The following is a 21,615-nucleotide window of genomic DNA, read 5'->3' on the forward strand; positions in this document are numbered from 1 at the left end:
ATGAAAGATATTAATAATATCTGGGAAGAGGCATTGTCATATTTGTCTTTGGAGATAAGTAGACCTGGGTTTGAAACTTGGATTAAAACCTTAAAACCTCTTTATATAGAGGGAGAAAAAGTCATACTCCAAACACCTAATAAATTTTCAAAAGAATGGTTAGAAGAATACTACTTACCTCTTATTGAAGAGGTAATTAGGAAAGTAACCCAGAAAGATCTAAAAGTTGAAATATTAGCTGATGAAAAGGAAGAAACCATCCCAGAAGAAAAGAGAAACGAATATTTTTCTACATCATATAATAACTTAAATCCTAAGTATACTTTTGACACCTTTGTAGTAGGTGATAGCAATCGCTTTGCCCATGCAGCTGCGTTAGCTGTAAGTCAAAATCCAGGTAAAGCTTATAATCCCCTTCTTATCTATGGAGGCGTAGGATTAGGAAAAACTCACTTAATCCATGCTATTGGTCACTTTATCCAAGAGAAGTTCCCTAAAACTCGAGTAGTTTATGCCTCTATGGAAAAATTTACAGTAGAGTTAATTGATGCCATCAAAGAAGACGGAATGACAAAATTTAGAAGTAGATATAGAAATATAGATGTCTTACTCATTGACGATATCCAATTCTTGGCTGGTAAGGAAAGAACTCAAGAAGAGTTCTTCTATACTTTTAACGCATTATATGAGGCTGGAAAACAAATTGTACTAACCAGCGATAGAGTACCCAAAGAGATTCCTACTTTAGAGGATAGATTAAGATCAAGATTTGAATGGGGACTTATAGCAGATATTCAACCTCCTGATTTAGAAACCCGTATCGCTATATTGAAAAAGAAAGCAGAAGCCGAAAAAGCTAAAGTACCTGACGAGGTTATAGAATTTATTGCCTCTCAAATACAATCTAACATACGTGAATTGGAAGGAGCTTTAATAAGAACTATAGCATTTGCCTCTCTAAATAATATGCCTATAAATTTAGAGTTAGCTAAAACTGTACTAAGAGACATTATTCAACCCCAAATAAAGAATATTACTATAGATAATATATTACAAGCCGTAGCTGAATATTTCCACATAAGTATAGAACAATTAAAAGGAAAGGGAAGATCTCAAGAGATCGCTATACCAAGACAAATTGCTATGTATTTAGCAAGAACATTAACAGATCTCTCCCTGCCCAAAATTGGAGAAGAATTAGGAGGAAGAGATCATACTACGGTACTACATGCCTATGAAAAAATCCAAGAACTCTATCAATCAGACCTCTCTATAAAAAAGGCTATACAAGATATTCAAAATAAACTTAGAAATTCTAATTCTTAAATCATTTACTTCTTAAATATTTAAAAATCTCAGAATCTGGCGTGATAATAAGTACATTCCCAGGAAGAGTCTTTTTATATATCTCAAGACTCTTTAAAAATTGGTAAAATTCGGGATTAGAAGATAATGCTGACTGCAAAATTCTACTTGCCTCAGCTTCTCCACTACCTTTTAACTCTTGAGCCTTTCTATAAGCTTCAGAAAGTATAAATACCTTTTTCTTTTCAGCCTCTGATTTTATTCTTTGGGCTTCTCTTTGACCTTCTGCTCTATAAAGAGAAGCCTGTCTTTCCCTTTCAGCAATCATGGAATCATATATCTTTCTTAAATTTTCTTCTGGCACAGATACCCTTTTCATTCTAACAGTGCTTATCTCGATCCCCAGCTCCTTTGCCTTCTCTTGAGATGACTTTGTAACTTCATCAAATACTTCTTCTCTCTTTATAGAAACAATATCATCAAAATCATATTGTCCTACTATTCTTCTCATTTCACTGTAGATAATATCATCAAGTCTGACTTGAGCTCCAATCTCATTTCTTACAGTTTTTAAGAATAATACAGGATCAGCTATTCTAAATAAAGCAAAAGAATCAAGAATCATAGACTTTTTGTCTTTAGTTACCACTAAGGTAGGTTCTGAATCATATTCAAGAATTCTTTTCTCAAAAAATACTATTTGTTGTATAAATGGTTTTCTGAAATATAAACCCGGCTCTTTTATAATTCTTACTGGTTTACCAAATTCTAATATTACTGCTTGCTTAGTTATATCTACAGTAAAAGCAGAAAATATAAAAATAACAAAAAATATTATTATTACTACAAGAATAGTAATTCCCCACTTCATTTATTCTCACCTTCCTGTCTAATAGTAGTAGTTTGAGTAAATAAATCTCCAGGAAGATTAAATATCTTCATTCCACCCTTAGGATCATCTATAACTACAATCTTTACTTGAGGAAGTATCATCTCCATTGCTTCCATAAAAAGTTTTGTCTTTATAAGAGAAGGTGTTTTATTATATCTTTCAAGTAAAGCTCTAAATCTCTGAGCATCTCCTCTCGCTTTTTCTATTTGCTCTGTTCTATAAGCCTCTGCTTCTGCAATAATCTTTGCTGCTTGTCCTTCTGCTTCTGGAACAATCTTATTATAATATGATTGAGCCTCTAAAATTAATTTATCCTTCTCTGATTTAGCATTTATAACATCTTGAAAAGCAGGTTGTACTGGATCTGGAGGGATCACATCTTGCAATTGTACATTAAGAATCTTAATTCCAAAATTATTACTATTAAGGATATTTTGTAATAAAATCTTTACATCATTTTGAATTTCATCTTTTGAAACAGTTAGAATCTCATCAAAAAGATAACCGCCCACTACTTGTCTCATAGATGCTTGGGCAAGATCTCTCAAAAACTTTTCTCCTTCTTTTACATAACTAATATATTTCACAGGCTCAGATATCTGATATTGAACTACAAAATCTAAATCTACAATTTTTCCATCTTTAGTTAGCAAAAGAGATTCCTCCTGAACATTTCTATATTTAGGGGGATTTAAAGTTATGGTTCTAAATCCTATCTCTAATCTTCTAATAGACATTACATCCACCTTTATTGCCTGATCTATAAAGGGTAATTTCCAGTGTAAACCAGGATCATGCACTGCTATAACCTTTCCAAATCTTTTGACTATTCCCACTTCTGCAGGTCCCACAAAGTAAAAACTTAATGAAAAAAATACCAATATCAAAACAAATAAGATGATCCATACTATACTTTTTAAAGGCACATTTTTCTTTAAAAAAGGAGGATAATCTTTAAAATTTCCCATATTTCAAACCCCCTTTACTTCCTTATAAAAAAGGAAAGGATTCTCAAAACCAAAATCACTATTGAAATAAATTTAGATATTTCCATCTCAATATTTTCAAGTTTATTATTTTCAACATTTTTTGACAATATTTCCTCTATTTTTAAATCTAAATCTTTTGGTAAATTTGTTTCTCTTTGCTTCTTTCTTGTTTCTATACACTCTTTTTGATATTCTTTATATCTTTTTAAAGATTGCAAAGGTACCCACATTCCGAAACAGTTATCGCAGTAACAAATTAAAACATCCTTAGGAATTACAAGATCTCTCAAAAGTTTTAAAGATGTTCTATCATTAGGACATTTAAGAGAATTACAATTTATCTGATCCTTAAAATCTATATCTAAAGAATAAACATCATCAGGCTTCATAGATACCAATTCATATTTATCAAACCATATCCCCCCACAATGTTCACATTGATCAATCTCTATATAAACACCATAATGGGATGAAACTTTTTTAGGAACAAGAACATTTGAACAACATGGACAAATTTTCATTGAATTTTACTTATGTAGGAAGGACTAATGTCCTCCCCATAATCTTATTTTACCTCCACTATAATTTCTTTTATCTTAACATTAATCCCTGAATTTTCCAATAGCTGAATTGATATTAAATTATCCTGATTTATACTAAATAAATCCTTCACATTATACTTTAGAAGGATAAAATCTTTATCCTCAATAGCCAAAGGTAACGTTACAGCTTTCCCATTAAGGTAAATAGCTAAGGATGGATCAATTTCCTCTTTCTTCTTGTTTTTCTCATCAAACATGAAATTTATTTTTAAAATCACATCTCTAAAAATAGCTAATGGAGGTACTTTAACTTCAAATCTTCCTGAAGGACGAATAGCCAAAACATAATCTTTACCTTCCTTATCCATAAACACATTTTCTGCTTTTACTACAATAAGATTTCCATCATATCCACCTTTAGTAAAATTAATATAGTATCTACTTACAGTCCCTATTGGTGTAAGAGTGAAGAGATAACTGCTTTTTTCACCTCTTCTTACCAATATATCAGTATTCAAGTCCACATAGCCATCAAGGGATAATGTAAGTTTATATCTACCTTCTATAAGGGTTAAATTTAAAGGAGTTGTTCCCTTAAATATACCATCTATAAATACCTTTGCTCCTTTAGGATTTGAATCTATATACACTTCTCCTAAATTCATAGGTTTTAATGTAACATTTATCTGTTTAAGATCTCCTGGGGCAAGATAGACTGCCTCATTATATTCTTCGTATCCACTTAAAGAAATCTTCACATTATAGGTACCAGAAGAAAGATCAGTAAGGGATAGGGGTGTCTTTCCTTTATATACACCATTAATATAAACATCTGCTGAGGATGGATTAGAGAATATATTTAATGTGGCGGGTAAAGGAACAAGAGTAAAGTTGTAAGTTGATACCTGACCTGCATATACGTCAACAAAACTCACGTAGTCCTTATAACCACTTAGCCTCAATTGTACCTGATATCTTCCAGGTGATACATTATTGATAACAATTGGCGTCTTTCCTCTATAAACTCCATTAAGATAAAGATCTGCACCCTGTGGATAGGAATTGATATTCAGTGATCCATAAAGAGGTACAAGACTATAAAATACATAGTTTGTTTGATTAGGTAATACATTGACATTCTCAACTTTTTCTTGATAACCAGGATAGGTTACCCTTAATTGATAAGTCTTATTGGCAGGTAAATTATATAATGTCAATGGAGCATATCCTCTAAAGGAACCATCTAAGTAAACACTTGCCCCTTTAGGCTCAGTGTCCACCCTCAAATTTCCATACACAGGTTTAAGATTAAAAGTATAGTCTCTGTCTCTACCTTCTTGAACTACTATATTTGTTGAATAATCTTCATAACCCTCCTTTTTTAGAGTTATCCTATAGTTCCCAGGGTATAGCATTAAGGTAATAGGAGTATCTCCTTGCAATTGACCATTGAGATAAACATGTGCTCCCGAAGGATTAGAATAGATGTTTATCTTAGATTTAGATTGTACCTCTTGTTGTACATAGAAATATGTGACCTTTTGAGCCCATGTTTTTCCTTCTTCCTTCTTCAGGGATTTTTGAAGAGTCTCTAAAGCTTTCTCTATATTTTTTTCTATAACACTTCCAGGAGCCATAGTTTCAAATTTCTTACCAGGAAAGATCTCAATAGGTTTTTTAGTTATGACTCCTACAATATACTCCTTACCATAGGGAGGAGTTACCTTAAAGCTATAAGTTGGCTTATCAGGGAAAGTATATGTTCTATCTTTTTTTATAAAATTATCCTTTGAATAGGAATTAGGAAATATCAAAGTAAACTGACCATCTGGTGTTATATCAAAAATATAAAGGTAAGCATCATCATTAGCCTTTGCATATATTATTAAATTTTCCCCAACCTTATATATGCTTCCTTCTGGTTTATTTAACCACAAGTCAAGACTTAAAGATGTTTCAGGATTTGGTACTATTATAATCTTCTCCCAGTCTTTTTCAGGTTGAATTTGTACTTTTTCCTGAGAATAAGAAATACCTATAAAAAGGATTAACAATAAAAGAAAAACAAACACACATTTCCTCATACACTCTAACCTCCTTTTGAAGTTCTTTTTAGATGAGTATACAATAAGTTAGAAGTCTCTTTAAGTGATATAGCTCACTTTTATCAACCATTAGTTAATGCTTTTTTCTTCTTTTTATTTTCATACATTAATATATCTGCTTTATTAAGAAGTTCTTCAATAGATTTTCGCTCATCTGGGCTAAAGATAATACTTCCATAGCTTAAAGAAAGTCTATACATTCTATTTTCCATACTATTTTTCTCCTCAATCTTCTTGTTTAATCTTGTAATTAGTTCATCCTTATCCTCATCCTTTTCTATAATTCCTAATACCACAAATTCATCTCCACCAACTCTTGCCAAAATATCATTTTCTCTAAATGTGCTTCTTAAAATTTCAGCAGTTTCTTTAAGAACCATATCTCCCACATTATGCCCCAAATTATCATTTATTACCTTCAAATTATCAAGATCAATAAATATGAGCACAAGCTTTTTCTTCAATCTCCTTGTCAAACTTATGGTATGTTCAGCCAATGTGATAAATCCCCTACGATTATATAGGGATGTTAGGGGATCGGTATTAGAGATCTGTTTTAACTCTTCTTCTAAGGCTTTTCTATAAGTGATATCTAAAAATGTATATAATACAGCCGGTTTACCCTTGTATGTAGTATTTATAGCACAGACCTCAATGTGAATAGGCTTTCTATCTATGCTTCTTATGCACTTGAATTCATCAATAATATAACCAAGCTTTCTCTCAGTCAATTCCTTATACCTTAATAAGAATCTCTGCCTATTCTCAGAAACCATCGACTTTGCCAAATCATTAATATTGTTAAATTCTAAAGGATAACCCAAAATTTCTATAAGTTGAGGATTGATATATACAATTTTCTCATCTTGTACAATACATACCCCAATTAGGGATTGTTCCGAAAGAAGTCTAAATCTATCTTCTAACTCTTTATAAGTTTCCCATAGAAGATTTTCAAAAATCACATATGCAAGTAAATTTGACCATATCAATAGATAGGATGTAAGTTTATCATCTAATGGATCTATCTTTTTAAACTCTAAAATGAGTATTCCCAAAATAGAATTATTCTTCCTTAAAGGGATTCCAATAGTGGATAACGATTTTAATGTCATTGTCTTTATTTGGCTTTTTCTCACATCTGGAAAATACATTACTTTATCTTTATTTATTACATGATAATATGCATATTTATCATCATCTTTTTTAAATTCTCCTACTAAGGATTCAGTAAAATGCCTAAATTTTAAATCTCCATTATCCAAAAGTATTACACAACCAAATTTTACTTCAAAAATATGGATAATCTTATCAAATATGATTTTCTCATTATCTAAGTTGTTTTTTCTTCCTAATCCCTGAAAAACCTCTACCAAATTATTAAAATTTATTTCATCAATCTTATCCTCTATGGTTGTAACCGTACCCATTATTTTCCCATTATTAGCCAATGGATAAATAGAAAATTCTTTATAACTCTCATATAAGTCAATTTTCTCACCATTCATAGCTCTCATGTAGTATAGAGATTTATCCTTAAATTGAGGGACTACATCAAAAAGGTTTTTCCCTATAACCTTCTCATTACTTTTTAGAAAAGTTTGTTCAAAAGCCTTATTATAAAAGATTAATTTTAAATTTTCATCTGTAAAAAACACAGGATAATTTATATGGTTATATATGAATGTAGGTAACAGATCTTTTAATTTCAGCCATTGCATTATAACCATTTTTTTATACCTTCCCCCTCTTTGATCATTCGAACAATTTCTTTTAATTTATCACAAATTTTAAAAAAAATGCAATACCATTCAAATAATCTTCATGATAAAATCTTACTATGTTAAATCAAATCTTTAGAAAGGAGGAGAAAAATGAAAAAAATACTCTACATAGTTTTAGATGGACTGGGAGGCACTCCTGATCCAAAACTAAATGGAAAGACTGAGTTAGAAGTAGCCAAAACTCCCAATATGGATGCATTAGCCCAAAAGGCAAAACTTGGGCTTATGGATCCTATTGGGCCTGGCATAGCTCCCGAATCAGATGCAGCAGTACTTAGTATCTTAGGTTTTGATGTAGATAAATACTATACTGGAAGAGGTCCATTAGAGGCTCATGGCGTTGATATTGAAGTAAGAGATGGAGATTTGGCATGGAGAGCTAATTTTGCAACAGTAAACGAAGAAACTCTTGAAATATTAGACAGAAGAGCTGGAAGAAATTTATCTACTGAAGAAGCAAAAGCCTTAGCAGAAGAAGTAAATCAAAAGGTTAAATTAGATGGTGCCGATTTTATTTTTAAAGCAACAGTAGGACACAGAGGAGTTTTGGTTATAAGAAGGAAAGATGGCAAACTTTCAGCTAATGTAGAAAATATAGATCCAGGGTATAAGAGACATGGACCTTATAGCATTGCTATTGCAAATCCATCTAAGGAAGTTCAAAAATGTGTGCCTCTTGATGATTCGGAAGAAGCAAAAGAATCTGCAAGACTTACTAACGAGTTTGTAATGAAAGCTTTTGAGGTATTAAAAAATTCTGAGATAAATAAAAAGAGAAAGGAAGAAGGTAAAAAACCAGCCAATATAATTCTCTTGAGAGATGCTGGCGATTCCCTACCGAAGGTTCCTACACTACAAAGTTTATATGGACTTAACTTTGGAAGTATTGTAGAAATGCCTGTAGAAAGAGGAATAGCTCTTCTTACAGGTATGAAAGAAGTACCCATAGAAGATTCCACTGATTATAAACTTTGGGCAGACAAAGTGTTATATGCATTAGAACATTATGATGGTGTTTATGCTCATCTAAAAGGGCCAGATATACCAGGACATGATGGACTATATGATAAAAAAATTGAAAGTATAGAGAAAATAGATTCTATTTTCTTTGAAAATTTATTACCTAAATTGGATCTATCCAAGGTAGTAATTGCTGTAACTGCTGACCATGCAACACCTTGCTCCTTAAAATCCCATTCGGAAGATCCTGTACCATTAATGGTCATAACTTCGGGAATTACACCCGATGGCTTAGATTATTTTGGGGAGAGTGCTTGTAAGAAAGGAAGCATTGGAAGAATTAAAGGAACCGAATTAATGCCTTTACTTGCAAAAATCGCAAAGGAATAGGAGGTTGCTTTTAAAAGGAAATAAATTTATAATAAATATAAAAATATTTTAAGAGGGGAGTGAACAACATGGCATCAAAAGAACTGTTAGATCTTTTAAATGATGCTATAGCAAGAGAGATTCAAGTATCCATTCAATATATGTGGCAACATGTACAATGGAAAGGTTCTGAACATTTTGCTGTAAAAGATGAGCTTAAAAAAATATCAATCCAAGAAATGAAACATGCAGAAATTATAGCAGAAAGGTTATTCTACCTTGGCGGAATTCCTACTACTAAACCATCCCCTATCTTTGTAGGAGAAAACTTGAAAGAGATGTTAGAACAGGATGTTAAAGATGAAGAAAATGCTATAAATCTTTATAAAAAGATTATTGAGAAGGCAAGATCGGAAGGAGATATTACTACAGCAAAGATCTTTGAAGAAATATTAAAAGACGAGGAAGAGCATCACGATACCTTTACTTCTCTATTAGAAAAATAGCCTCTTAGGGAGGGAGATTTTCTATCTCCCTCCTTCTTTCAATATCCTCCTCATAATCCTATAATGAGCCCAAAACTCTTCTTTATCATTCAATTTTGGAAGATCAATTTCCACATTATACTTTCTCTCTAATGCTTTTTTTATAATATAATCCGCAAGATGAGGATTTTTTGAAAGAAGAGGTCCATGGAGATAAGTACCTATAAGATTTTTATAGATAATACCTTCGGTAAAATCCTTTCCATTATTACCATATCCTTTAATAACTTTACCTAAGGACTTATAATTGTGATATGTTCTTCCACCATGGTTTTCAAATCCAACAAGAGTCTTTGGATATATAGGAAGATCCACTTCTATAAGTATATTTCCTATAAGTCTTCCTTTTTCAGCCTTTGTATAAAAATTCAATATGGATAAACCATCAATCTTATTCCCACAAGCATCCAAGTAATAATCGCCAAGAAGCTGATATCCTCCACATATAGCAAGAAATACTATGTTTTCTTCAATCAAATCCTTTAGTATATCCCTAAACTTAATCATATGAGAAAATATAAGCTCTTGTTCCCTATCAGAGCCTCCACCTAAAAAAATAATATCTGCATTCTCTATATCTTCTTCTCTATCTCTTGTAAAATTTAAAACCTCTACTTTTATCCCTCTCCATCTTGCCCTTCTTTCAAGGACTATAATATTTCCTCTATCCCCATAAAGATTTAAAAGATCTGGATACATGTGAAGAATCTTAAGTTCCATTCCTCAACCTCTTCATTATCAATTTTCTACTTTTAAAAAGGGCAGTATAGGTAGTAAGAATATATGTTTTAGCCTTAAAAGTTAGTATCTTAAGAATAGCATTATTAAGATTATTCTCTAAAATAATCTTATTAAGGGGTATTTCTGCATATTTTAATCTAACCAAAAGATCTTCAGCCCTTGTTCCCGAGCATATTATGGTAGAAATGTTATCATCTTTTATCTTCTCAAAATCTACATCCCATATCCAGGATACATCTCTACCATCCGCTACATTATCATTTAGTATTAAAAGAATTACTTTTTCATTAGGATCATCTTTAATAGTATCTAGTACTTGATTATAACCAGCAGGATTTTTTACAAGTACAAGAATTCTATCGTATCCCCCTAAGTTAAATTTTTCCAGCCTTCCTAATCTAAAAGAAAAGTTAGAAATTATATTTTTTAAACTTTCTTTATCAATACCTAAAACCCTACCCACAGAGTAAGCAGAGATTACATTATATAAATTATAGACACCAGGATATCTAAAGTTTAAAAAAACATCTTCATCCCCATCCTTTATATGAATAAGCCAATAATTTTCTTTATATTCTGCTGATAATATATAGTAATCATAATCGGGATTTTTAAAACCACATTCACAAAAGTATCTACCAAGTTGAGCATAATTAAAAAATTCATACTTAAGTCTTTTTCCACACTTAGGACAATATATACTCTCTTTTATTTCTTCTGTATCCTTTCCTCTTACCTTATTTCTTATACCATAATAAATTTTTCTGTTAGAAAGGTCAGAAAATCTGGAAACAAAAGGATCATCAGCATTAAGTATTAATATCTGTTCCTTACTATCTTTTATAGCACCTTTAATTTTTTCAACAGTAGTATCTATCTCCCCATATCTATCCAATTGATCTCTAAAAAAATTAGTAATAACAACATAATGGGGTTTAAGATCTTTAAAAACAAAACGAAATATCCCTTCATCCACTTCAAAAACCCCAAAATCATAATAGGATGGATTTCTAATAAAAGCAGTAGCAATACCAGTTCTTAAATTTGCACCCTCCAGATTTCCTAAAGCCTTATAACCTGATTTTGTAATTATCTGAAAAATAAGATTATTGGTAGTAGTCTTACCATTTGTACCTGTAACAAGAATAATCTTCTTAAACCTATTTTTTATCTTTATTAAAAATTGGGGATCTATTCTCAAAACTACTTTACCAGGAAAGGTTGTTGCATTCAATCCTAAGATTTTCATAAACAAATACACGAGTCTTCCTACAAATAATGCTAAAGAAAATTTAATTTTTTCTAAGTTCATTTCTTAAACTTTCTAATATCTTTTGATAATCTACGTCACCATTTTCTACTTTATCCATTAAACCTTCTAACTCACGTGTAAAATCTTCCTTGACAAACCTAAAACGATCTTCATTAGAATTAAGATAGTTATAAACCTTCTCACCCAATGGTGTGGGGATCAAATATCCATTCTTCTCTATGACATAACCTCTCTCAAGAAGTCTACTTACAATGGTAGCATAAGTAGATGGCCTACCAAGACCTCTCTTTTTCATTTCTTCCACCAAGGATCCTTGAGTAAACAGAGGTACCTTAGGTACGGTATAGAAGAATTTATTATTTATCACGTCTACCTCACCTTCTGGAACTCTCACAACTTTTATAGGAACAACCTTATTAAAACCATCTTGTATTATCTCTTCAAATAATTCCATACTTCGTACCTTATCAAGTACCTTTATTGTGATATCATAGCCTTTAAGTACAATATTTCTCATCTGAGATGCAATAAACCTCTTAAAGATAAGATCATAAATGGCTAAATGATCCTTAGTAAAACCTTCCATTTCTCCCGAATATATCATAGATTTAATATCTTCCACATCAAGAACTCTTGTAGGCCTTATACATTCATGAGCTCCTCCCTCTCCCCATGTTCTACCTCTAAAATATTCTTCTCCAAATTGTTCAGTTATATATTCTTTAGCTATATTTATTCCTGTATCGGATACCCTGGTAGAATCAGTTCTATGATAGGTGATAAATCCCCTTTCAAAAAGATCCTGTAAAACTTCCATAGTCCGAGAAACTGATAATTTATATCTATCAGAAGCATCTTTCAAGATTACATCCGTTGTATACGGAGGTAAAGGGGCCTTTTCCTCAATCTTTCCTTTCTCCTTTAATACCTCTACCTTAGTTAAAGAATTAAAGAACTTTTGTGCTTCTTCCTTATTTTCAAATTCAAATCTCAATTCCAACCCTTCTTTTCTAATAATTACCAAATATATCTTTTTGTTATGTTCCTTAGCCCTTTCAATTACCCAACCAAGAACTGGAGTCTGTACTCTTCCAGCAGATAAATAATTTCGAGAAAATACCTTTTGAATAAGCTGAGAAAGCTCAAATCCTACCCATCTGTCAGATATTCTCCTCACTACTTGAGCCTTAACCAAATTTTCATTTACATCTCTAAACTCTTTTAAAGAATTTAATATGGCTCTCTTTGTTACCTCGTGAAATTCCATTCTCTTAATATCCTCAGCAAAAATAGCACAAAGATTTTTAAGATCCCAAGATATTTTTTCTCCTTCGGTATCAGGATCAGTAGCTATAAGAATCTGATCAAATTCTTTACTGGCTTCCCTTAAGGCATTTACAATATTTTCCTTTCCCTCTATTGTTTCATAGACTGGAATAAATTTTCCATTTTCTAACACCCCAAAATATCCCATCTCCTTATTTAAATCGAAAATATGCCCAAAGGATGATGTAATAACCAAGTATTTATCTTCAGTAATAACCTCATAGAGCTCCTGACCATCTATATTTCTAGAAATAGGTTTCCCAAAAAAATTTGCTATGGTTCTTGCTTTATGAGGAGATTCCACAATTAACATTACAGGTCTTAGGAAGTCATCTCTTCTTCCCTCTCTTCTTCTAATCCTTAATCTATCCTCATCTATCTCTTGTAGGATCTTATCTATATCTACTGTATTTTCATTCTTAAAAACTATATCTGAACTAAACCACCAGCGTGCTTTTCTTATCAAGTTATTAAATACTTTCCTATCGTCCACAAGTATATAACTCAAACCCTTGGATATTCCCCCTACATATAACCTTGAAGTTCTACCTGATGCCTGCAAATATCCCGTAATATCAGCTACCACAAGAGACCATTTTCCATCTTCTTCTCTAATTGATATATCATCAGATGTATTTATCTTATGATATATCTCTTCCGATAGAATAAATCTCTTTATATTATCTCTTAATTCATCAACTTTATCCTTTGGCGGATTTATCACATTGGAAAACCTATTTAAAGTTTTTAACCATCTATCAACTGTATCTATGTATTTTTCAAGATTTTCGTCCCTTGCTATAAGTGGTCTTAAAGAGGATAAAGCTAAAAGTAAATGCCTTACATTGCCTTCCAGATCAAGATTTACTGAAATTTTAGGTACACCATAAAAAATCGCATATCTAATAACTTCAGGAAGATCAAGTCCTCTTGCTAAAGGATTTCTATAAGAGGATATACCAATAAGAACTTGTATCTTCCCTTGTACGTAATCCTCTAAGACCTCTTCTGTAAGATTATCATAAGATTCACAAGAAATATTATTTTGACTTAAAAGATTCTTTATCCTATAAATATGCTCCCTTCCATAATCCGATGATAAGAATACTAATCCACCCTTTCCAAATCTCTTTACCCTCTCAATAAGAATTTTATCTAAATCCTCCACCTCTTCATAAACATCTTCCACATTTCTCAAGTAAAATACAGGCCTACCCACATCAAAAGATAAAAGCTCTTTAAATAATCTAATTCTTTCAGATCTTGGATTACTGGTAGCAGAAGATACTACCATTACACCTTTTGCTTTTTTGCTTATCTTTCGTATCTCTTCTTGAAGAGTTTTTACATCTTCTTGATTTTCTTCACTATAATTTCTTTTTAGTTTAATATATTTTAAAGTTTTCTCTATATCCTCTTCGGTAAAACCTAAAAGATATAAAGCCTTATCAATATTTTTTGCAGTTTTTAGAAAAGAGTCCACATCATCCACGAATATAAAAGAAAAATCTCGAGGAATTATATCCACATTTTTATAAAGAAACATGGAGGTTGTAATAAGAATTTTAAAATCCCCATTGATAAGCCTTTCCCTTTTTTCTTCCCTTTCCTTCTTAGTTTCATCAAGACCAAAAACCAAAAGGTCTTTTTCTCTTACTTTATCCTTCAATTTTTCATAACTTTGAAGTATTAAAATTCTTGTAGGAAGAATAATATAGGACTTTTTCCCCTTTTTAGCAAAGTGTATAGAAGATGCAAGCCCCAAGGATGTTTTACCTATACCTGTTGGAGCAAGAAGGGCAAAAGATCTACCAAGAAGGAGTTTTCTTGCCCAGAATTTCTGTAATTCCCATGGATAAAAACCGACAAAATTTCTAAATATTTCTTCCCACTTTTCATACTCATCCTTTAGCTTACAATAATCCCTAAGACCTTTAAGAGATATCAAACTACAAAGGGCTTCCTTGCCCTTTTTCTCAGGCATACAGTTTTCACAAGGAAGCCCTTCAAGAAGTCTTTCTGAAGATATATCTCCACCACAGTTTGGACAAAGATTCCTAAATATTGCTTCCATCATTACTCCTCTAAGGTCAGGCCTATATTATGAGCTCCAAGAAGTGGCGATAAGGTAGCGATAATAACTTGTCCTGAAAGATTAGAAATAAATCTTTCCAATAAATGTGCATCTAAAACATTTACAGGCTCATCAAAAAGGAATACTGGCTCATAATGTTTTGTCTTTTCTATTAAACTCTTAAAAGCAAGGACAATAGATAGATAGAATAATCTTTTTTGCCCTTCTGAGGCATAATGTTTAGCTGGATTTCCTTTGTAATAGAGAATATAATCATCCTGTGTGTGAGGTCCCAAAGTAGTAACACCCCTTGATATATCTTCCTCAATATAATCTGCTATATTTTTACCTTTGAACTCACTTTTATATTCTATCCTAAATATGGGATCAAGATATTGAGATAATTCCTCTACCATCTTTTCCCTCTTCTCCACAATCTTTTCTGCTAATGGTTGCATCTCTTTTGCTAAGTATAACACATAATTTTTATCTATTTCATCCATTTTAAGATTTTCATTTCTCTCTTCTAAAAGTTTTTCATAATTTCTTAGTGTCTCATAATAATCTAAATCAATCAGGGAGAATATATCATCAAAGAAATCTCTCCTTTGAGTTGCAGATCCATCAATCATAGAATAGTTTCTGAAGCTAAAAGGTATAGCAATAAAAATCTCTTGAATATCTCTAAACCTTTTAACTTTAAATCCATCAAGATAAGCTGTCTTTTCTTTTTTATTTTCATCTTGCCAATAGGTTATCTTTATCACATGCCTCTCATCTTCACTTAAAACTTTACCTTCTACCTCAAAATAATTCTCTCCAATTTTTAAAATCTGAAAATCCCTTGCTCCTCTAAAAGATCTGGGATTTGAAAGATAAGCAATAGCTTCTAATATGGAGGTTTTTCCAGAACCATTTGGGCCATAAATTACATTTACTCCATCTTTAAAATTTACAGAAAAATTAGGAAAATTTCTGAAATTTTTCAATTTTAATTCCTCAATAAGCATTCTCTTCTTATCCATGATATCCCCCTCCCTTCATATATATTAATTTTTACTATATATATTTTATCTATTCATAAAATTGAAATCAATAGGCTTTATATTCTCTTGACATTATTAATATAAATTATAAACTTATATATGGTTTAGCAGTCCCCATTAAAGAGTGCTAAAATTAAAAGATAGAGGTGAAAGGTATGGAGGAAAAAGAATTAGAAGTTAAAAAAGATGAAGTAGTCTCAGAGGCTCCCCAAGAGGTAGATTGGGAAATTAAGTACGTAAGACTTCAAGCGGAATTTGAAAATTTCCGTCAGAGGCTTAGAAGAGAAAAGGAAGAATGGCAAGAAATTGCCAATGCAAGACTTTTAAAAGAAATCGTAGATATAATGGATAATTTTTATTTGGCTTTAGAAAGTATAAAGCATAATAGAAAAAAAGATGCTATTATAGAGGGGGTCCAAATGATATATAAACAATTTGAAAATCTCCTTCAAAAAGAAGGAGTTACAAAAATTGATGCTTTAGGAAAGCCTTTTGATCCATCCGTTCATGAAGCAGTTGGCATAGAAGAGATTGAGGATGGAGAAGATAATTTAATAGTGAAGGAGATAGCACCTGGATATTTATTTAAAAATAGATTACTGAGACCTGCAAAAGTTATAGTATCAAAAAAAATAGAAAAAGGAGGTAGAGAATAATGGCTAAAATTGTAGGAATTGATTTAGGAACTACAAACTCTCTTATAGCTTATTTAGAAGGTGGCAGACCAGTTATAATTCCAAATGCAGAAGGAAGCAGACTTACTCCATCTATTGTTGCTTTCACCAAAGATGGACAACTTTTAGTAGGAGAACCCGCCAAAAGGCAAGCCATAGTAAATGCAGAAAGGACTATAAAATCTATTAAAAGACACATGGGAACCAATTATAAGGTAAAGATTGATGAAAAAGAATATACTCCTCAAGAAATTTCTGCCATGATCTTAAGAAAACTCAAGAAAGATGCAGAAGCCTACTTAGGTGAACCCATAGAAAAGGCTGTAATAACATGTCCTGCCTACTTCTCTGATGCTCAAAGACAAGCCACAAAAGATGCAGGAGCTATTGCAGGATTAGAAGTAGTAAGAATTATAAATGAGCCTACAGCAGCTGCCCTTGCTTACGGCCTTGATAAAGAAGGACACCAAAAAATTCTTGTTTTTGATCTTGGTGGTGGTACCTTTGACGTATCCATCTTAGAGATTGGTGATGGTGTATTTGAAGTAATCGCAACAGCTGGAAACAATAGACTGGGTGGAGACGATTTTGATGAAAGAATTGTAAATTGGCTTATAGATAACTTCATGGAAGAACATGGAATTAATTTAAGAGAAGATAGAACAGCTCTCCAAAGATTATATGAGGCTGCAGAAAAAGCCAAAATAGAGCTTTCCTCCAAATTATCCACTGAAATTAATCTACCCTTTATTGCCATGAAAGGAAATAATCCCTTACATCTATCCTATACCCTCACAAGAGCAAAATTCGAAGAATTAACATATGATTTAGTTGAAAAAACCCAAGAACCTACAGAAAGGGCATTAAAAGACGCAGGACTTTCACCATCCCAGATTGATAAAATAATCCTTGTAGGTGGATCTACAAGAATGCCAAGTATCCAAGAATGGATTAAGAAACATTTTGGTAAGGAACCTCAAAGAAATGTAAATCCAGACGAAGCTGTTGCGCTTGGTGCAGCAATACAAGCAGGAGTCATAGGTGGAGAGATAAGAGACATAGTTCTTGTAGATGTAACTCCTCTTTCCCTTGGGATTGAAACTCTTGGTGGAGTATTTACAAAAATTATTGAGAGAAATACTCCTATTCCTGTATCAAAAAGTCAGATCTTTACAACAGCTGCTGATTATCAGACAAGCGTAGAGATTCATGTTCTACAAGGAGAAAGAGCGCTTGCTAAGGATAATATCTCCCTTGGAAGATTTATATTAGATGGAATTCCACCTGCCCCTCGTGGTGTACCTCAAATAGAGGTAACCTTTGATATCGATGTAAATGGAATTGTCCATGTATCTGCCAGGGACAAGGCTACAGGAAAAGAACAAAGAATAACCATATCAAATGCCATTAGACTCTCAGAAGATGAGATTAAAAGAATGACTGAAGAGGCAAAGAAATTTGAAGAAGAAGATAAAAAGAGAAGAGAAGAAATTGAAACAAGAAACCAGGCAGAACATCTAATATATACTGCAAGAAAGACTATCAAAGATTATGGGGATAAAGTAAGCAAGGATTTAGTACAGAAGGTGGAAGATAAAATTAAAAACTTAGAAGAATTAATCAAAGGAGAAAGAATAGATGTGGAAAAAGTTAAAAAAGGAATGGAAGAATTAACCCAAGCCCTTGGTGAGATAGGCCAATACATGTATCAGTCTACAGGAGCTACTGGAAATTACCAAGGCCAAAATCCCAATGATAATAAAGGAGAAAAAACCATAGACGGAGAATATAAGGTGAAATAATATGCCCACCAAAAAAGATTATTATGAAATCCTGGGTGTGCCACGAAATGCCACCCAGGATGAAATAAAACAAGCTTACAGAAGGCTTGTTAGGCAATATCACCCTGATCTTAATAAAGATCCCTCTGCCCATGAAAAATTTAAAGAGATAAATGAGGCATATGAAGTACTTTCTGATCCACAAAAGAGAGCCCAGTATGATCAATTTGGAAATGTAGGAGATTTTGCAGGTTATGGAGATTTCCAACAAGGATGGAATCCAGGAGATTTTGATTTTGGAAACTTTGGAAGAACTTTTGAAGACATATTTGAAAATTTCTTTGGAGACAGGATATTTGGGGATATCTTTGGAAGAAGAGAAAAACAAAGAACTTCAAGAAAAGGAGCAGATTTAAGATATGATATTAACATTACATTAGAAGAGGCAGCCTTTGGAGGAAAAAAGGAGTTCTTTGTAACAAGATTGGAAACTTGCCCTGTATGTAAAGGAACAAGGACAGAGCCAGGATCTAATCCTATAACCTGTGATATGTGTAATGGTACAGGGCAGGTACGAACTACAAGACGAACTCCCTTTGGACAATTTGTTCAGATCACCACGTGTCCAAAATGCCATGGAGAAGGAAAAATAATCACAAATCCATGTCATGAATGCCATGGTACAGGAAAAGTAAGAAAAAAGAGAAAGATTGAGTTTAAAATACCCGCAGGTGTAGATGAAGGCTATGTAATAAGACTCGCAGGAGAAGGAGAGCCAGGAGAAAATGGAGGACCAAATGGAGATCTTTATATATACATCCATGTTGAACCACATAAAATATTTAAGAGAGATGGAGAAGATATATGGATGGATCTTCCCATAGATTTTATTACAGCTATCTTAGGAGGAGAAATAGAGGTTCCTACCTTAGAAGGAAAGGAAAGGATAAAAATAAAACCAGGAACTCAAAGCAATGAGATAATTACATTAAAAGGTAAAGGAATACCAAATTTAAATAATCCTACAAAAAGGGGAGATCAAAAAATTAGAGTCTATATTACAGTACCAACCAATTTATCTCAAAAAGAAAAGGAAATCCTTCTTGAACTTGCAAAATTAAGAGGAACAAAGATAGAGGAAAATAAAAATATCTTTGAACAAATTAGGGACGCATTTAAAAAATAATTAAGAGTAAATAAAAAAGCCCCCCAAAAATTGGGGGGCTTTTTTATTTTTAAGGTGGTTAGAATCCTATCATTAACTTGCTCTCTGCGTAAATTTTTCCTCTTACATCAAAGCCCCAGAGATCACCTGCTCCTGTTAAGTTACCTCTATTGAAACCATTACTGCTATAATCATCCCAATCAAAACTATAACCTACTAAGAGGTCATGAGATACACCACCGCCAAGAGATACAGACCATTTACCAAATCCACCAAAGAGTGTATCTGGGCCATTAGCTACTGCTGCTCCAAGGGATAAGGATCCTACTGGTACTGGTAAGGAAGCAGAAACATATCCAAACAATGTATATGTTTGTGCGGTATTATATTCAACGTATACCTTAGATACATTAGGAACTAAATTATCTCCACTAACAGAGACTTTAAAGGTTTTAGCTTGTAATTTATAGTTACCATCAACTGTTACTTTCCCACCAAGAGCCTTAACTGTTGCACCAACAAGTTGTTCTGGAGCTTTTGATGCTTCTGCATAAACAGTTAAGCTTACTGGAGTTGTTACTGGAGTTACAGAACCACCTACTACCCAATTAGTTACACTCATTGTTCCAGTTGCTTTTTCTACTAAACCATATGCAGAAAGTGCTACTGGTGCATTAACAGAAACATCTGCTCTTGCTGCTACAGTAGCATTTAATGTGAAGTCATCAAGCATTCCGCCTGTAGATGGTACCCACCAATCATCGTTTGGTGCAACACCAACTGTCACTTTAACTGGAGCTACATCTGCTACTACGCTTATACCAGTTGCACCGGATAATGAACTTCCAGAAACGCTCAATGTTCCCTTATGGAAGGATACAGTTAATGGTGTATTTAATACTTTGGAGAATGTAATTGTTCCAGATACCCAGTTATCAGAAAATGTTGCCCCTGGTAAATTGATTTTCACATTAGCATTAACACTACCAAGATTGGAGCTTCCAGATAAAGAGTAGTTAATATTTCCAGAAGCCCAAGTTCCCCAAATTACATAGTATTGACCACCATATGGAACTAATCTGGTATGAAATCCTACACCAATCCAATTAGAAGTACTTAAATTGGCGGCAAATGCAGGAACCACAAGAAGAGCTAAAACTAACAACCATACTAATTTCTTCATCTTTCCTTGACCCCCTTAGGATTTAAATTTTTTATATTTTTTATGACTACCTGGTAAGTGTCGTTAACTTACCTTACCAGTTTGCTTCTCACAAGTGGCAACCTAAAGGTCCCTTCTTCACCTCCTTTCTTGCCACCCAGAAAAGCTTTAACTGTTTGTTATTTTACTAAAAATATCTTTTATGTCAAGTACCTTGAAAAAACTTTATTTTAGTTCAGGTAATTATGTTATAATAATTATTATGAGAGTTTACAAAGCATACTTAAGTAAAAAACAAAAAGAAGTCTTAGAATTTATAATAGGTTATTGCAGAAAAGAAAAAAGAATGCCCACTGTAAGAGAAGTAGCAAGAGCTCTTGGTTTAAAATCTTCAGGATCTTCCTATTTTCATCTGAAAGCTCTTGTAGATAAAGGCTATCTCGTACAAGATAAAAATGGAAGATTTCATTTAAGAAGTAATGATGGAGAAGAATATTGTATCTTACCTCTTGTAGGTACTATTAGAGCAGGAGTTCCTGTTGATTCTCCCGAAAATACAGAAGAATATATACCAATACCAAGGAGATTGATTAAAAATCCTGATTTAAGCTTCCTATTAAGAGTAAAAGGAGATAGTATGATAGAGGCCCATATAATAGAAGGAGATCTTATCATTGTGCAGAAGCAACCCACAGCAGAGAAGGGAGATATTGTAGTAGCATTGAAAGATGGAGAATCCACCGTAAAATATCTATCTGAAGAATATGGAATACCATGCTTAAGGCCTGCAAATAAAAGATACTCTGTAATCTATCCTCCCTTTACCATTATAGGGAAGGTTATTGGGCTTCTCAGGGTATTTTAAATAATTAATCTTTATGC

The 21,615-nt window shown here is 32.7% G+C and carries 17 protein-coding genes; 7 read left to right on the forward strand and 10 right to left on the reverse strand.

Features of this window, described 5'->3' with window-relative positions; translation table 11 throughout:
• Positions 1-1,326, forward strand: a complete 1,326-nt coding sequence (gene dnaA / locus ACY3JO_RS00005; RefSeq protein WP_148806119.1) for a chromosomal replication initiator protein DnaA — start codon at positions 1-3, stop codon at positions 1,324-1,326.
• A gap of 1 nt (position 1,327) precedes the next feature.
• Here the strand turns inward: dnaA and hflC are convergent, their stop codons facing one another.
• The 5 genes from hflC to ACY3JO_RS00030 all read right to left on the reverse strand — a co-directional run bounded on the left by hflC (position 1,328) and on the right by ACY3JO_RS00030 (position 7,563).
• Entirely contained in the window at positions 1,328-2,176 is an 849-nt protein-coding gene (gene hflC / locus ACY3JO_RS00010) for a protease modulator HflC (protein ID WP_463084777.1), read from the reverse strand.
• Entirely contained in the window at positions 2,173-3,165 is a 993-nt protein-coding gene (gene hflK, locus ACY3JO_RS00015; RefSeq protein WP_463084778.1) for an FtsH protease activity modulator HflK, read from the reverse strand. The genes hflC and hflK overlap by 4 nt, the downstream gene beginning before the upstream one ends.
• Positions 3,166-3,179: 14 nt before the next feature.
• A complete protein-coding gene (locus ACY3JO_RS00020) occupies positions 3,180-3,707 on the reverse strand; it encodes a TFIIB-type zinc ribbon-containing protein (protein WP_463084779.1) in 528 nt (175 codons plus the stop codon).
• Between the two features lie 44 nt (positions 3,708-3,751).
• Positions 3,752-5,812 (reverse strand): PEGA domain-containing protein, encoded by a 2,061-nt coding sequence (locus ACY3JO_RS00025; protein ID WP_463084780.1) that lies wholly within the window; start codon positions 5,810-5,812, stop codon positions 3,752-3,754.
• 83 nt (positions 5,813-5,895) lie between these two features.
• Positions 5,896-7,563 carry a sensor domain-containing diguanylate cyclase gene (locus ACY3JO_RS00030; protein ID WP_463084781.1) on the reverse strand — a complete coding sequence of 556 codons (1,668 nt, stop codon included), beginning with the start codon at positions 7,561-7,563 and terminating at the stop codon, positions 5,896-5,898.
• A gap of 144 nt (positions 7,564-7,707) precedes the next feature.
• Between ACY3JO_RS00030 and ACY3JO_RS00035 the strand changes: the two genes are divergently transcribed.
• Together ACY3JO_RS00035 and ACY3JO_RS00040 are read left to right on the forward strand one after the other, a co-directional pair.
• Positions 7,708-8,967, forward strand: coding sequence for an alkaline phosphatase family protein (locus tag ACY3JO_RS00035; protein ID WP_463084782.1), 1,260 nt, complete (start codon positions 7,708-7,710; stop codon positions 8,965-8,967).
• 68 nt (positions 8,968-9,035) lie between these two features.
• Positions 9,036-9,452: a ferritin-like domain-containing protein gene (locus ACY3JO_RS00040; protein WP_463084783.1), complete on the forward strand. Its 417-nt coding sequence runs from the start codon at positions 9,036-9,038 to the stop codon at positions 9,450-9,452.
• Positions 9,453-9,473: 21 nt separating this feature from the next.
• Here ACY3JO_RS00040 and ACY3JO_RS00045 read toward each other — a convergent pair whose 3' ends face one another.
• The 4 genes from ACY3JO_RS00045 to recF are packed head-to-tail and all read right to left on the reverse strand — an operon-like array spanning position 9,474 to position 15,930.
• Positions 9,474-10,211: a type 1 glutamine amidotransferase gene (locus ACY3JO_RS00045; RefSeq protein ID WP_463084784.1), complete on the reverse strand. Its 738-nt coding sequence runs from the start codon at positions 10,209-10,211 to the stop codon at positions 9,474-9,476.
• Positions 10,201-11,544 carry a MurT ligase domain-containing protein gene (locus ACY3JO_RS00050; protein ID WP_463084785.1) on the reverse strand — a complete coding sequence of 448 codons (1,344 nt, stop codon included), beginning with the start codon at positions 11,542-11,544 and terminating at the stop codon, positions 10,201-10,203. The genes ACY3JO_RS00045 and ACY3JO_RS00050 overlap by 11 nt, the downstream gene beginning before the upstream one ends.
• On the reverse strand, positions 11,525-14,908 hold the full coding sequence (gene rgy, locus ACY3JO_RS00055; RefSeq protein ID WP_463084786.1) for a reverse gyrase: 3,384 nt from the start codon (positions 14,906-14,908) through the stop codon (positions 11,525-11,527). The genes ACY3JO_RS00050 and rgy overlap by 20 nt, the downstream gene beginning before the upstream one ends.
• Positions 14,908-15,930 (reverse strand): DNA replication/repair protein RecF, encoded by a 1,023-nt coding sequence (gene recF / locus ACY3JO_RS00060; RefSeq protein WP_463084787.1) that lies wholly within the window; start codon positions 15,928-15,930, stop codon positions 14,908-14,910. The genes rgy and recF overlap by 1 nt, the downstream gene beginning before the upstream one ends.
• A gap of 176 nt (positions 15,931-16,106) precedes the next feature.
• On the opposite strand from recF, the gene ACY3JO_RS00065 reads away from it, so the two are divergent.
• From ACY3JO_RS00065 to dnaJ, 3 genes are read left to right on the forward strand one after another with little or no spacing between them, the layout of a single operon-like run.
• Positions 16,107-16,607: a nucleotide exchange factor GrpE gene (locus ACY3JO_RS00065; RefSeq protein ID WP_463084788.1), complete on the forward strand. Its 501-nt coding sequence runs from the start codon at positions 16,107-16,109 to the stop codon at positions 16,605-16,607.
• A complete protein-coding gene (gene dnaK, locus ACY3JO_RS00070) occupies positions 16,607-18,427 on the forward strand; it encodes a molecular chaperone DnaK (RefSeq protein ID WP_463084789.1) in 1,821 nt (606 codons plus the stop codon). Before ACY3JO_RS00065 ends, dnaK begins: the two co-directional genes overlap by 1 nt.
• Before the next feature lies 1 nt (position 18,428).
• On the forward strand, positions 18,429-19,592 hold the full coding sequence (gene dnaJ / locus ACY3JO_RS00075) for a molecular chaperone DnaJ (RefSeq protein ID WP_463084790.1): 1,164 nt from the start codon (positions 18,429-18,431) through the stop codon (positions 19,590-19,592).
• A gap of 58 nt (positions 19,593-19,650) precedes the next feature.
• Here dnaJ and ACY3JO_RS00080 read toward each other — a convergent pair whose 3' ends face one another.
• Entirely contained in the window at positions 19,651-20,754 is a 1,104-nt protein-coding gene (locus ACY3JO_RS00080; RefSeq protein ID WP_463084791.1) for a hypothetical protein, read from the reverse strand.
• Between the two features lie 193 nt (positions 20,755-20,947).
• Here ACY3JO_RS00080 and lexA point away from each other — a divergent pair, with 193 nt between their 5' ends.
• Positions 20,948-21,598, forward strand: a complete 651-nt coding sequence (lexA, locus tag ACY3JO_RS00085) for a transcriptional repressor LexA (RefSeq protein ID WP_463084792.1) — start codon at positions 20,948-20,950, stop codon at positions 21,596-21,598.
• The last annotated feature ends 17 nt before the right edge of the window (positions 21,599-21,615 follow it).

It is taken from the genome of Dictyoglomus sp. LHC4, assembly GCF_055181355.1.